Genomic DNA, 14,750 nt, shown 5'->3' on the forward strand with positions numbered 1-14,750 from the left:
CTCACGTAGAAAAGTTCAACAACCCTTTCACGTAGGCGGCGTCGCGGCTAGGCTCTGTGGGTGACTACTGCAAACACTCCTGTACGCCCGAAGTCCGCCATCGATGCCGTCGCTGACGCGTACACAGAAAAGTTGATCGAACTCAATCCCAGTTTCGCCACCACGCTGGGCTTGCCGGGACATGAAACCGAATACCAGGACTACTCCCCTGCCGGTGCCGAGGCTCATGCGGAGGCCACAAAGTTGGCCTTGGATGCCCTGGCTGGCCTTGAGCCGTCCGATGATGTGGACGCTGTCACCCTCGACGCCATGCGCGAGCGGCTCGGCCTGGAACTGGAGATTCACGAGTCCGGCTGGGATGCGGCAGACCTCAATAACATCGCCTCACCCGCCCAGGACATTCGTGCGATTTTCGACCTCATGCCCACGGACACGGTGGAACAGTGGGAGCATATTGCCGGCCGTGCAGCTAATGTCCCCGGGGCGATTGAGGGGTACATCGTTTCCCTCCGGACCGCCGCTGACGCCGGAAAAGTAGCCTCCGCCCGCCAAGTCCGGATTGTCATCGAGCAGACCAACCGATACGCCGCAGAGGACGGCTTCTTCGCCAAGATGTCCGCCAACGCTGCGCTTGATGGCTCGCCCCTGCCCGCCGAGGTTCAGTCAAAGCTCGACGCCGGGACTGCGGCCGCGCGTTCCGCGTACAGAGCCTTGGGTGCTTTCCTCCGGGACGAATTGTTGCCCGCTGCCCCCGAAAAGGACGCCGTGGGCCGCGAACGTTATGCGCTGGCCTCCCGTTCATTTGTTGGTGCCGAAGTCGATCTGGAAGAGACGTACGCCTGGGGCGTTCAGGAGCTCGAGAGGCTCATCGGCGAGCAGGAGAAAGTGGCCGGGCAGATCAAGGCCGGCGCTTCGATTGAGGAAGCCAAGAGCATCCTCAACAACGATCCCGCGCGTCAGATCAAGGGCACCGACGCCTTGAAAGCGTGGATGCAAGAACTCTCAGACCGTGCCGTTTCTGAACTCGCAGATGTCCACTTCGACATTCCGGACGTCATGAAGACCCTCGAGTGCATGATCGCCCCTACCGACGAGGGTGGCATCTACTACACCGGCCCTTCGGACGACTTCTCCCGGCCCGGTCGCATGTGGTGGTCCGTGCCCGCCGGCGAAGACACGTTCACCACCTGGTCCGAAACCACCACCGTGTTCCACGAAGGCGTGCCCGGCCACCACCTCCAGGTCGCCACGGCAACCTACCGTCGGGAACTCCTGAACAACTGGCGCCGTAACGTCTGCTGGGTCTCCGGCCATGGTGAAGGCTGGGCGCTCTACGCCGAGCAGCTCATGCTGGAACTTGGCTACCTCAAGGACCCGGGTGACCACATGGGCATGTTGGATGGCCAGCGAATGCGGGCAGCCCGCGTAGTGTTCGACATCGGCGTCCACCTGGAGCTCCCCGTCCCCGAACGCTGGGGCACCGGCGCTTGGACACCGGAGAAGGGCTTCGACTTCCTCAAGGCCAACCTCGACATCAGCGAAGGCCAGCTCCAGTTCGAATTCACCCGCTACCTGGGCTGGCCGGGACAGGCGCCGTCCTACAAGGTGGGGCAGCGTCTGTGGGAGCAAATCCGTGCCGAACTGGAGTCCCGTGAAGGCTTCGATCTCAAGTCCTTCCACAGCAGAGCGTTGAACATCGGCTCTGTGGGCTTGGACGTGTTGCGCAGGGCGCTGCTGGGCTGATTCTTTCGAGTGGCTCCAGCCGGACCTGCAGGCAAAAGGAATCAGGTTCCAGCCAGGGAAAGCCTCGTCCGCGTGTTTCATTCGCTGCGCCTGCTGGGCTCCTCGTAGAAGTTCCCAAGGTTCCAGATCCACCATGCTCGCTCGATCGTGCGGTCATAGAGAACTGGCAATGCAACATTCTGCGCCGTCGTCGACAGCTAAAAGAAACCAGCCTTCCTCATAGCAGTCGAAAAGATCGATGGGTTCTTTTTCCTGCAGTTCCACGGACCGCCCCATCAGTGGTGTATGGGAACTGAAAGATCACTACGGTCCCCCCTGAAGCTACGCCGCCTTCAGCACCAGTGACCACACACTCAATTGCAACCCTGGGGTCTCGTCATAGACATCCGAACCGGCGGCACAACAAACACGAGTACGGGCATATCGACAACCCGCACCGTCACGCTGAAAAATAACTGGATGCAGGTACCAAAGCAGCAACGACTCCTTCGTGGGTGCCGAATAGCAACTATTGGAGCTCAAAAAGCTCATACAAACCGAAACCGGCAACATAAAGCAACCCTTTCCCCACAGAGAGCGTGGCCATTAAAACCACCCCACTGAAGATCAGGGAGCCCCGCCAAGAATTCCGCCGCTCTTTAGTCATGACGGCTTCGCGGCTTGCTGTGCTGCTTGGATTTCATTGCCAATCACACCGAGGCCCAGACTTATCGTTGTTCACCAGCAGTTAGAGTCAGCCCAATCATGAAGCCGAGACCACAGCCCGCCCATAGCGATCCATACGATGTCGCAATGACCGGAAGTACGTTGGACAGAGCCGCTATGGCTAGACTGCCTAGGACAATTGTGCCAACCAAAGTATTTACTGAGGCAAAATTTGAACTGACATAAGTCACAAACCCCATGCCGGCAATACATATAAACAAGATAATAAAGTTTGTTAGCCAAGCAGATAAGCCAAACTCGTCAAATCTATTTACGCAGGTTAAAATCGCTATAAGACCGGGAATTGTCACGCTCAGCCATTGGTACCAGTGGGGCATCGCTCTTTCACGAAGGGTGCGGTCCCCGGCAGTCTCTTTAGTCATCATTATTTCCATGCTTCATCGATCATTCCATTCGTTCCGAGTCCAATGAGTGAATTAGTTAAGTCTGTAGTCATATTGGACTTCGTAAAATACTCAATAGGAGAAGAGGTGCTTGTTCCAATGAGATCAGCGTAACCCTGCGATGAGTTTCCCCGCGAAGTAGAAACACCCGTAGAGAACACTCCGGACGTAGTAGAAGAAACCAGAGACTTGATCGGATCAAATGCTTCGCCATTCACACCACTCTTGAGCATGTCCCCCGCGAACCCGGCGCCTGTGTTGACGCTCGCACTCAGGAGAAACTGGGCGCCTTTGCCCGTAACGTGGCCGGCTGCTGGACTCAGTGCCCCGCTGATGACACCCGTGGAGGCACCTCCAGTTGCGCTACCCAGCAGTCCTTGGGCTGTCCAGGGGCCTCCCTTCTGAACGCGATCACGGACGTAATCGGCGGTTCCCGTGACACCACCTGCTGCCCCGCTACCCACCATGTCCTTCAACAAATTTGCACCGAACCTCCGTGCAATGACCGCGGCATTGCCTGTCGCACGAGTCAACGTCGAAGTCGCGACATTTGAAGCCATACTTCGCGCAGCCTGGCCCGCCACCACTCTTCCAACAACCAGTGAAGCAGATTTAGTAACGATCATTCCCACGCCACCGCCGGCTACACCCATAACACCGCTCCCAATGGCCTGGCCCCAGTTGACTTGGCCGGTAGTTGCCTTTTGGATGACGACGTCGGCGCCGAAGCTCATCAATCCCATGCCCGCAACTTGTCCGCCGGGGACGAACATCAACACGGCCCCACCCACCACAGCGGCGCCGCCGACGACGTATTCCCAGTTGTCTCCGAGCCAGTCCCCGGTGGCTGCGAGGGCGCCGCGGGTGGAGCCGTCATACGCTTTCAGGTCAGCGTCGGTGATGGGTTTCAGGCCCGTGGGGTCGGTGGTGTTGAGGGGGTTGTTTCCGGCGTAGGAGTAGGGGTTCCCGTCCCAGCCCGCGCCGAGGACGGGGGCGAGGGGGTCGGTGGAGAGGAACCCGCGGGTGGCCGGGTCGTACGCCCGTTGGCCGAGCCATTCAAGCCCGGCGATGTCGACACCGCCACCAGCGGTCAGGGCGATCCCGGCGGGCAACACACCACCCACACCCACCCCGGCACCAGCTCCTGCACCGTTTGTTGTGGTGGTGCCGGGGGCGGGGGTGGTGGGGGTGCCGAGGACGGCCCAGGGGTCGTGCTGGTCGGTGGGGCGGGCGGCCCGCCACCCGGGCGCGGTGAAAGCGTCGCCGATGCCGGAGACTCCGCCGGGCAGGGACAACACCTGGGTCGTCTCTATACCAGCGAGGGTCGGGACGGGTGCGGCGGTGTCCCACCACAACGCGGTGCCGTCCACGGTGGCGAGTTCACCGAGCGCATCCACGTGGAGCCGGTGCCGGTTGCGTTCGGCCCCGTCCCGGTCCCGCTCGACCGTCCCGGTGAGGTAGCCGGTAGGTCCCCAGACGTATTCGGTCCAGGACCCGTCCGCCCCGATCACCCGCACCCGACGCCCCAACCCGTCATACACAAACTCGGTGACCGAACCATCAGGTTCCGTGACGGACTGTAGCTGGCCCGCGGCGTCGTAGCTGTAGGTGCGCGCCTCGGCCGTGGTGGTTTCGCGGAGCAGCCGCCCACCGGCGTCGTACACCCACTCCGACACCGCAGCGGTGGTTCCTGTTTCTGTGGTGGTGGCGGAGGTCATTTGTCCGGCAGTGTCGTACCCGTACCGGGTCACGGCCCCGTTCCGGGACAGGCCGGTAATCCGCCCACCGTCCTCGCGGCGGATGAGAGTCACATCAGCTGTGCCCGGGTCATCGGCATGGACGCGGGTGTGCTCTGCAAGGGCCCCGTCCCGGTACGCCCATTCCTGAGTGTATTGGCCGGCGGTCGCGGAGGTAATCCGTCCGGAGGGGTCGTGGGTGAAGGCCGCGTCCCCGAGCAACGGGTTCGAAACCTTCACAACCCGGCCCGCGGCGTCCCTTGTGTAGCGGGTGGTGGTGCCGGTGGGGTCGGTGAACCCGGTCCGGTTCCCGTCACCGTCATACTCCCACCCCAGCGTCCCGGTCCCGTTCCCGTTCCCGTTGGACTTTCGGGTGAGGAGGCCGCGGCGGTCAAAGCACAGTTCGTGCTCCACCGCGTACCCGGGCCCGCCGGTGTGGTCGGTGATGACCACCCGGCGGCCGGCCACGTCACGTTCGATCGCGGCGATCAGTGTCCCGTCCACCGAGGTGGTGGCTTCCCGTCCGGCGGTGTCGTAACTCCAGGTGGTCGTGCACCCGTCCGGGTCCGTTTGGGAGAGCTGCCGGCCCGCCGGATCATACGTCGCGGTCGTAACCCTCCCGAGCGGGTCAGTCACACTATCGACCTGGTCCGTGGCCGTGTAGGTGCGGGTGGTCACCCCACCCAAAGGGTCGGTGATGCGGGTGAGGCGGCCGCGGGTGTCGTACTCGAACCGGGTCCTGCCCCCCACCCCGTTGATGGTCCCGGTCAGTTCCCCGGCGAGGTTGTATTCAAAGCGGCGGGTCCCGTACCAGGAATCCTGCGCGAAGGTCAGCCGCCCGACCTTGTCGTACCCGTACCGGGCCGTGCCCTCCCCGGGCGTGTGCTTCGCGGTCAACCTGCCACAGGCGTCGTAGGCGAAGGTTTCGACTTCCCCGGTGGGCAGTCTCCTTGAGGTGAGGCGCTGGTCGACGTCGTAGGACAGTTCCGTGACCGCCCCGACCGGGTCAATACTCTTCCATGGGCGGCCGCAGTGGTCGTACTCGAACCGGGTCACCGCCCCGGTCGGGGAGGTGATCGAGGTGATCTTCCCCGCGGCGTCGCGGCCCAGGACCGTCAACCCGCCCTCACCATCGATCAACTCGACCGGGTTCCCCGCCGCGTCATAAGAGACCAGCTCCGCGGACCCGTCGACAGATTCGACTTTCGTGGGGCGGCCGTACTCATCAAAACTGTACGTGTTCGTGGCGAAGGCGTCGGTCAGGGTCGCGGTGCCGTTGGTCCGGTCGGTGACCGCGCCGGTCAGGACACCGGTCGGGTCCACGACGGCGGTGAGGGCACCGACCGTGTCGTACTCCCGCACCCAATCATGCCCAGCAGGATCCGTGATGCCGACCAGCCGGGAGAGGTTGTCGTGGGTGAACCCCCACTTCGCCCCGTCGGGCAGCACCGCGGCGGTGAGGTTCCCGAGCTCGTCAACAACCCGCTCGATACTGCGGCCGAGCGGGTCGGTGGTGCGGGCCAGTTCACCGTTGGGGGCGTACTCGAACACGGTCCGGCCCCCATCAGGGGCGATCATTGCGGTGGTCCGGCCCGCGGTATCGTGCTCAAAAGCCCACACCGCCCCGTCCGGATCCACCCGGCGCACCAGCACACCGGCGTCGTCATAGGCGAACCGGGTCGCGGCCCCCGACGGGGTGTACGCGGTCACCGGCCTGCCCGCCTGGTCCCGCACGATCCTCGCGGTGTCACCGGCCGCGTTACGGGTTCCGATGAGGTCCCCGAACGTGTCGTGCTCAAAACCGATCGTGACCCCCACCGGGTCCGTCACCCGTTCCAGGAGCCCGTCCCGCCACTGAAGCTCGGTCCGGCCGCCCAGCGGGTCCACCACCACGGACGGGTCCCGGGAGATCTCGTCGGCGTACTCGTAGGTCACGGTGGCACCGGATGCGGTGACCAGGGTGGTGATGCGGTCCTGCTCGTCCCACCCATACGTCAGGTCCGCGCCCTCCGGGGTCACCGTGCGGATCTTCCGTCCCCGGGCGTCATAACCATGGACAGTGACCGCGCCGTCACGCTCGGTCAACGACACCAGATTCGAGTGCGCGTCATAGGACATGGACTGGCGCCGGTCCTCCGCGTCCAACACCCCCACCAGGCGGCCCTTGCCATCAGCGACCCAGGAGTTCGACCGGGACCCGTCCTCATCGGAGACCACCGTGACCCGGCCCGGTAAATACGCGAACCTCGTCCGCCGCCCATGCTGTGTGACCTGCAAGACCACCCGGCCGGCCTCGTCATACGTGTTCTCCGCCTCCACCACCCCCGCAGCCGAAACCACCGAGCCGATCAGGCCCTGGTCGTTCCACCGATACGTGCGGGTGCCGGTCTCCGTACCCACACTGGTCAGCCGGCCCGTGCCGTCGTACCCGTATTCGACCCGGCGCCCATCCGAGGAACGAACCACGCCCACCAGCCCGTCGACGTAATCAATCTCCACGAACCGGCCCCGCACATGCATTAACCGGTCAACCGCCCCCGGCACACCGCCATCGACCGCTTCAGCGCGGCCCGCGGAAGAATCCGATGGTGTGTGGCGGTGGGCGGAGATGGTCCGGCCGGGCCCTGCCCCGGTCCCGAGCCACACCCCGGCAGTGGTGTAAGCCCACCAACCGCCCTGGTTATCGGCCACCACCAACACCTCGGAGACACCCTCCGGGACGGAGGTCAACTCCGCCAAGAACGGTGTGCTGGCATCTTCGCGGGTGAGCCAGCAATTCTCTCCGACGGCGCGGGCCCAGCCTGCACCCTCACGGGGGAAGTCCACCGCCCGGCCGTCAGCCAGCACCCACCGGCAACCCTCATCCGAGAAGGCCAGGTGCTGATCCAACACCGACGCCCACCCCGGACCAAACACCCCAACAGTCTCCAAGCCCGAACCGAGGGAGTTATACATCCGGGTGACCGCCAGGTCAGCGGCCGCCCCGGCGAACCCCAGATCGGTTTCGGGTTCAATGAAGTTCCCCGTGGCCGTGTTCACCGGATCGTTCGCATACCCGGACGAGGGCATCGCCCCAGCCGCCGTGGGCGGATCAATCACAAGCCCGGTCCGGGTCCCCGACACCCCCGCCGCGGCCAACGCCTCGTTCACCGCCGCGTCCGACAGGGTCGAAACCGCCCCCTCGCTGCCGGCGGCAGCAAACGCGTCCGCGACCACCACCGCCCACGCCGCGTCCGCCTCATTCAACTGCAAATACTGCCGGAACGCGGTCACCACACCAGCGGCGTCAATCCGGCCCCACCCGCACCGGTCCGCGAACGAAGACAACTCCGACTCCAAGGACCCCGGCACCGATGCGATCCCCTCATCCAGGCCACGGGAACCAGCAGCGAAACTCCGCAACGACTCCGGACGGGCCGAGGAGACCCCGCCCCCATACCCGCCACCCGGGCCCGGGGTCTCCCGCGCCCCCGAACCCGGGGACTCCGAAGGGAACGACGGCGCTGACCCGGGCTCCATATTCGGCCGGGCCTCCTCACCCCAAAGGTTGTCACCGAACTGCTCAAGCCAGTTCCGGTTGTTATGCCGCCTCACCCACTCATTGTTCTGCCGGCGCCGGTCATCCTCGTCCCGCGCCTCGGAAATCATGGTCCCCACATACCCGGCCACCGTCCGCAACGCCGACGCCAGGGACTCCGCGTCCCGGGACGCCGTGGCCGCGTTCGCGGCGAACACCTCCGAAAAATGCCCCCGGAAATCCTCCCCCGCCGCGGTCACCAACGGGCCCCGCGACCCCGAATGCTCCTGGACCCGCGACGCTGCGGACTCAAAAGCACCCTTCACCGACTCAGCGACCCCATACACAAACCGGCCACCATGAGCAGAACCGGAATCCGGCAACAACGGCATCTCAACGAACTCGGTCACAACCACAGCCCCCCACAGAACAAGAACGCGAACAAAACCAACAAACCCACACCACAAACAGAGCGCACCAAAAGACAGCGGAACGGCCGGGCAACCACACCACGCATCAACGTGGCACGATCACCCGGCCCTCACACCCGAATCAAGAAAGGGGAATCAGGCCCCGCCACCAGCAGAGAAAATATCCTGCGAAATCTTCTGCAATTGACCCCGCAACTGCTCCAACTCTTCCTTGGCCTTGTCCAACGCAGCCTTCGTCTCCGGCCACGTCGAACCACGGAACTCAGCAGCCAACGGACCATCCCACACATTCGGATCCGACAAAACCCGGCCCTGGGCATCCAACGCCGAAATCTGATCCGTAAACCCACCAGTAATAATCGACTGCACCTGACCGATAGCAGCCTTGGCCTGCTCAGTAGACAACACACGCGACATAGAACTTTCCTCCCAATAAGAACAATCGCAACACCCAAGCCAAAAAACCCAGGCAACCAAACACCCACAAACTACCAACACCCCCGAATAAATCCAACAAACAGACAAACCGCGCGGGGGTAACGCCAGCGGACGTTCCGCGCTCCACTGCAACAGTCGCCACCATGCGAGTCCCTTTTTAGCGACCATGACCGCAAAGACGGGATCCACGGCCTCGCAATCCGGGCCGAACGCTCTCGCTGAGATCAACGTCACAAAACCGCGGGAATAACTTTTGCGCACGTAACATTTCTCAACGTCCGTTCGCTATGTTATTGGCACTGCACCTAACGTGTTCCGGTGAGCACCTCAACCAACACTTCCCCAGCAGCTGACAAGAGCGGCTTCCGGCTCCCCAAGTGGGCCGGTTCCTTCGGCGTCCAGATCATCGCAGCCCTCATTGTGGGCCTCATCCTTGGCCTCATCGCAAAGTACACGGGCAGCACCAAGTCCGCCCCCAATGCCCTGGGGGCTACTCTCCAGACGATCGGCTCCAGCTACGTCTCCTTGCTGCAGACCGCCGTCGTTCCTTTGATTTTCACCGCTGTGGTGAGCTCCATCGCCAACCTGCGCCAGGTGTCCAACGCCGCCCGATTGGCATGGAACACACTGCTCTGGTTCGCGATCACCTCACTGGTCTCGGTGCTGATCGGTATCGGCCTGGGCGTGCTCCTGCAGCCTGGCGCAGCCACGGGCATCACTGAGGAAGCCAAGTACGCCGGCAAGACCGGCGACTGGTGGGCGTTCCTGATCGGCCTGTTCCCCAAGAACTTCCTGGGCCTCGGCGCCAGCTCCACTGTGACTGAAAGCGCCAACGCTGCAACGACCGTCAGCACCGCGGTCAACTTCAACGTGCTCCAGATCCTGGTGATCGCAATCGCAATCGGTGTTGCCGCCCTCAAGGTGGGCAAGCAGGCCGAAGCCTTCCTTACGTTCAACGCTTCCGCACTGGCCGTCATCCAAAAGGTCTTGTGGTGGATCATCCGCCTCGCTCCGCTGGGCACAGTAGGACTGATCGGTAACGCTGTGGCCATCTACGGCTGGGACACTATCGGTTCTTTGGGCAAGTTCACTGCGGCCATCTACATCGGCCTGGCCTTGGTGCTCTTCGTCCTCTACCCCATCCTGGTGCGCATTCACGGGCTCTCCATCAAGCAGTACTTCTCCGGAGTGTGGCCGGCCGTGCAGCTGGCGTTCGTTTCCCGCTCGTCCATTGGCACGCTGCCGCTCACGCAGCGCGTCACTGAACGGAACCTCGGCGTCCCCTCCGGCTACGCTTCCTTCGCCGTGCCGCTGGGCGCCACCACCAAGATGGACGGCTGCGCAGCGATCTACCCGGCGATCGCAGCCATCTTCGTGGCGCAGTTCTTCGGCATCAACCTTGACTTCAGCCAGTACCTGCTGATCGTTCTGGTCTCCGTCCTCGGTTCCGCGGCTACGGCAGGTACCACCGGCGCCGTCGTCATGCTCACGCTGACCCTGTCCACGCTGGGACTGCCGCTGGCCGGCGTCGGCCTCCTGCTGGCCATCGACCCCATCCTGGACATGGGCCGGACCGCCGTCAACGTGGCGGGCCAGGCACTTGTCCCGGCCATCGTGGCCAAGCGCCAGGGCATCCTGGATGAAACGCTGTACAACGCACCCCGCAACGGTGCCGCCTTTGCCGACGAGTACGCCGCCGACCAAGCAGCAGCCGAAGCGGACCACCGCGAATTGGCCGACTCGAAGGCCTAATTTCAGTCCCTTTGAAACGGCGGAAATCCCCCGGGGAGTTCTCCCCGGGGGATTTCCCCGTTAAAGGGGCCAACTCTGGATAGGCTCGGACCATGTTGATCGTCACTTCCAATGAAATCCCGGGCCACCGGATCGACGCCGTCTTCGGCGAAGTCATGGGCCTCACCGTCCGCTCACGGGACATCGGCTCGCAAATGCTCGCCGGCTTCCGCTCCCTCGGCGGCGGCGAACTGCCCGAAATGACCAAGGCACTCTATGAAAGCCGCCAGGAAGTTATGGCACGCATGGTCAACGAAGCGCAGCAACGTGGCGCCAATGCCATCGTCGCCATGCGGTTCGACACCTCTGAAATGGGCACCAACTGGACCGAAGTCTGCGCGTACGGCACCGCCGTGTACGTCCTGCCGTTGGGTGAAGGCGAACCCGGAGCTACGGGACAGTCGGTCTATCTGACCAAGACGGCCACGCAACAGACCGCTCAGCCGACACAGCCGCAGCAGTCAGCCCAGCAGCCCGCCCAGCCGCAGCAATCTACCCCGCAGACTCCCCCGGCCCAGCCTCACCGGTTCTAGTCGGATCAGCCCAAAGGTCCCGCCCTCCTTCATCCCCTCGCCGCCCAGCGGTGAGCTGAGCGAACGAGGGCGGGACTTTTCGTATCAGGGGCACGGGCACGCTCAAATTGCGCAGAGTGCAAACTTGCACTTAGTGTAAGTAAGTGACCCAAACCAGCACCCATGATGCCGCTGCGGAGGCGTCCCCTTCCGAGCCGGCCGCCCCTTCCAGGCGAGAACTCAACAAGGCGGCCACCCGCAGCTCCATCGCTTCCGCGGCCCTGGATCTGTTGCGAAGCAACGGTTCCGGCAATTTCACCGTCGAGGACATCGCAGCCAGCGCAGGGGTTTCCCGGCGGACCTTCTTCAACTACTTCCCCAGCCTCGAGGCCGCCTTGGCATCCGTTGCCGACGGCTTCATGGACCACGCCTTGGAGCAGTTCCGACTGCGTCCGGCAGATGAGTCAATCCTCGAATCCGCCCGGGCAGCCCTCATGGCGCTGGCCGATCCCATGTCCGTGGCGCCCATGGCCGAACTGTTCAGCCTGACCCAGGACAACCGCCAGCTGGCCCGCTCCGAGCTTGAGGCCTGGGAACATTGCACCGAGCAGATCATTGACGCCGCCCGCAGCAGGCTCGGCGCCGGCATCAGTGAGCTCTATCTCCACGCACTGGCCGGTTCAGTGATCTCCTGCGGCAAAGCCGCAATGACCGTCTGGTTCGCTGACCGCGGCCCGGATCTCTCGGCGGAGTCCCTCGCGGTTCTTCGCCAGCACCTCATCGACGCGATGGGCCTCCTCGGTGCCGGCTTCGCGCCGCCGTCGGACGCGTCTGTCCACGCTTCAGCAGCCTTCCCCTCCGTTCCAACCACCACAGATCGGTTCTGACATGGCCTCGTTCCTCTACCGTCTCGGCAAGTTTTCGTATCGGCGCCGCTGGCTGGTCATCTCCATATGGCTGGCAGTCATGGTGGCAGTGGGCGGCTCGGCCGCAGCCTTCCACGGCACCATGTCCAACAACTTCACCATCCCGGGCACCGAAACCCAGCAGATGGCCGACAAACTCAAGGAAGCGCTCCCTGATTCTTCGGGAGGCTCCGCCAGCGTGGTCTTCGATGCCGGGGACGGCGGATTCGACCAAGCCAAGAAGGACGCAGTGGCCGCTGCGTTGACCAAACTTGAGGCCATGCCTGACGTGCAGGGGACGGTGAACCCGTTCACCACGCAGGAGCAGCTGGACAAGTCCGCCGGCGAAATCGCAGCCGGTGAAGCCAAGGCCTCTGAGGGTAAGGCACAGCTAGACGCTTCCCGTGCGCAGATTGAAGCGAGTGAGGCCCAACTGGCCGGGGCCGAACAGCAACTGGCCGCATCAGGCCTGACACCCGCGCAGATTGAGGCGCAAATGGCTCCGCAGCGCGCGGAACTTGCTGCCGGTAAGGAAAAGCTCGACGCCGGAGCCAAGGAAGCTGCCGACGGCGCCGCCACGCTGGCTCTTGGCAAGCGTCAGCTCGAAGCCTCTGAAGGCCTCCGCTTTGTATCCAGCGACAACAAAGCAGCGGTAGCCCAGGTCCAGTTCAAGACTTCCATCAACGCCGTTGACCCCGCCGTCCGCGAAGAGGTCCAGGAGATCGTCCACGGAGTCTCCTCCGCCGGCGTGACGGCCTACGCCAGCAAGGAAATCACCGAGGACGTCTCGGAAATCTTTGGCATTGCTGAAATTGTGGGCGTCGCTGTTGCAGCTCTGGTCCTGATCCTGATGCTCGGAACGTTGATCGCTGCCGGCCTGCCGCTGGTGATGGCTTTGATCGGTGTCGCCGTGGGTGTAGGCGGTACGTTCGCCCTGACCAGCGTGATCGACATGAGCTCCATCTCGCCGATGCTTGCACTAATGCTCGGCCTCGCGGTGGGCATCGACTACTCGCTCTTCATCGTCAATCGCCACCGCACCCAGCTCCTGGCTGGCATGGATGCCGAGGAATCCGCGGCGCTGGCCACAGGTACCTCCGGTAACGCTGTGTTGTTCGCCGGGCTCACCGTCATCATCGCCTTGGCAGCACTCGTGGTCCCGGGGCTGCCCTTCCTCGCTGTGATGGGTGTTGCTGCCGCAGCGACAGTTGCAGTCGCCGTCGTCGTGGCTTTGACCTTGACGCCCGCCGTCCTGGCGCTGATCGGCCGCAGGCTGATCTCCAAGCGCGCCTGGGCCAAGGCCGCGAAGCACAATGCGGAGCCCGGCCACGAAGCAGCCGATCGCGAACTCGAAGAGAAGCGCAGCAGCGGGGGCTGGGGTGGCATGGTGACGCGTCACCCCTGGGTTGCTTTGATCCTCAGCGTCGTCCTGCTTGGAGCCGTAGCATTGCCGGCCTCCCAGCTGCGGCTGGCACTGCCCGACGGCGGCTCCGAGCCCGTGGATTCGCAAGCCTTCAAGGCCTACGACCTCACGCGCAGCAGCTTCGGTGAAGGCGTGACGGGGCCGATCGTCGTCGTCGGCGAATTCCCCGAAGGCCTCAGCGAGAATGACGCCAAGAACAAGCAGTTCGACGTCGCGGATCAGCTCCGCAGCGTAGAAAACGTCATCGCCGCGGTGCCCATTGCCCTGAGCGAAGACCGCCGCACGGCCGTCTTCCAGGTCATCCCCAAGGAAGGGCCCGCCAGCGCAGGCACAGTCCAGGTGGTTTCCGATCTCCGCGCCAAGGGCTCAACGATTCACGACGATCTGGACGTCACCATTGGCCTGACAGGGCAAACCGCAGGCAACATCGACGTCTCCAACAAGCTGGGCGCCGCGTTGCCGCCCTACTTGGCGATCGTGGTGGGGCTCTCCCTGCTGTTGTTGCTTCTGGTGTTCCGCTCCATCGTTGTTCCACTGTTGGCTACAGGTGGCTTCCTTCTCTCGCTGGCCGCCGCCTTCGGCGCCGTGGTTGCCGTGTACCAGTGGGGCTGGCTGGGTGGGATCTTCGACGTCGCCAACCCCGGCGCGGTGCTGAGCTTCCTGCCCATTATCCTGATCGGCGTACTCTTCGGTCTTGCCATGGACTATCAGGTGTTCATCACCTCCGGCATGCGGGAGTCGTACATGCACGGTGAGTCCGCCAAGCACGCTGTCCGTTCCGGGTTCAGCCACGCCGCTGCCGTGGTCACCGCGGCCGCGATCATCATGGTCAGCGTGTTCTCCGGCTTTATTTTCAGCCACTTGACCATGGTCCGGCCGCTTGGCTTCGCGATGGCGTTCGGTGTGCTCATTGACGCCTTCGTCGTCCGCATGACCATCGTTCCGGCTGTGATGTACCTGCTCGGAGAGAAGGCATGGTGGCTGCCCAAGTGGCTGGCACGTATCCTGCCGGATGTGGATGTGGAGGGCGCCAAGCTCACGCGAAGTGACCGTTCCCAGGCAAACTCGGAGGAACTGGTCCACTGACGCTCTATCAGATAACCGCCTGAATTCCCGGACGCTCGCTGACTTGCTTGAAACAAGTG

8 protein-coding genes are annotated in these 14,750 nt (G+C 63.5%); 5 read left to right on the plus strand and 3 right to left on the minus strand.

Going from position 1 to position 14,750, the window contains the following annotated elements; genetic code table 11:
• Positions 1-60 precede the first annotated feature (60 nt).
• Entirely contained in the window at positions 61-1,743 is a 1,683-nt protein-coding gene (locus tag QF015_RS03700; protein WP_429387111.1) for a DUF885 domain-containing protein, read from the plus strand.
• Positions 1,744-2,450: 707 nt separating this feature from the next.
• Here the strand turns inward: QF015_RS03700 and QF015_RS03705 are convergent.
• From QF015_RS03705 to QF015_RS03715, 3 genes are all read right to left on the minus strand, one after another.
• Entirely contained in the window at positions 2,451-2,831 is a 381-nt protein-coding gene (locus tag QF015_RS03705) for a hypothetical protein (RefSeq protein ID WP_429387113.1), read from the minus strand.
• A 2-nt stretch (positions 2,832-2,833) separates the two neighbouring features.
• Positions 2,834-8,515: a DUF6531 domain-containing protein gene (locus QF015_RS03710; RefSeq protein ID WP_429387115.1), complete on the minus strand. Its 5,682-nt coding sequence runs from the start codon at positions 8,513-8,515 to the stop codon at positions 2,834-2,836.
• A gap of 156 nt (positions 8,516-8,671) precedes the next feature.
• Positions 8,672-8,953 carry a hypothetical protein gene (locus tag QF015_RS03715; RefSeq protein ID WP_026547649.1) on the minus strand — a complete coding sequence of 94 codons (282 nt, stop codon included), beginning with the start codon at positions 8,951-8,953 and terminating at the stop codon, positions 8,672-8,674.
• A gap of 339 nt (positions 8,954-9,292) precedes the next feature.
• Here QF015_RS03715 and QF015_RS03720 point away from each other — a divergent pair, with 339 nt between their 5' ends.
• The 4 genes from QF015_RS03720 (at position 9,293) to QF015_RS03735 (ending at position 14,691) form a co-directional block, all read left to right on the plus strand.
• The gene (locus tag QF015_RS03720) at positions 9,293-10,726 is read left to right on the plus strand and encodes a dicarboxylate/amino acid:cation symporter (protein WP_429387117.1); all 1,434 of its coding nucleotides are present in this window, start codon (positions 9,293-9,295) and stop codon (positions 10,724-10,726) included.
• Positions 10,727-10,818: 92 nt separating this feature from the next.
• On the plus strand, positions 10,819-11,298 hold the full coding sequence (locus tag QF015_RS03725) for a YbjQ family protein (protein WP_429387119.1): 480 nt from the start codon (positions 10,819-10,821) through the stop codon (positions 11,296-11,298).
• Between the two features lie 143 nt (positions 11,299-11,441).
• Positions 11,442-12,164, plus strand: a complete 723-nt coding sequence (locus QF015_RS03730) for a TetR family transcriptional regulator (protein WP_429387122.1) — start codon at positions 11,442-11,444, stop codon at positions 12,162-12,164.
• A 1-nt stretch (position 12,165) separates the two neighbouring features.
• Positions 12,166-14,691, plus strand: a complete 2,526-nt coding sequence (locus QF015_RS03735; RefSeq protein ID WP_310201521.1) for an MMPL family transporter — start codon at positions 12,166-12,168, stop codon at positions 14,689-14,691.
• The last annotated feature ends 59 nt before the right edge of the window (positions 14,692-14,750 follow it).

The sequence above is a fragment of the Paenarthrobacter sp. TE4293 genome, assembly GCF_050435325.1.
Lineage (GTDB): Bacteria > Actinomycetota > Actinomycetes > Actinomycetales > Micrococcaceae > Arthrobacter > Arthrobacter nitroguajacolicus_C.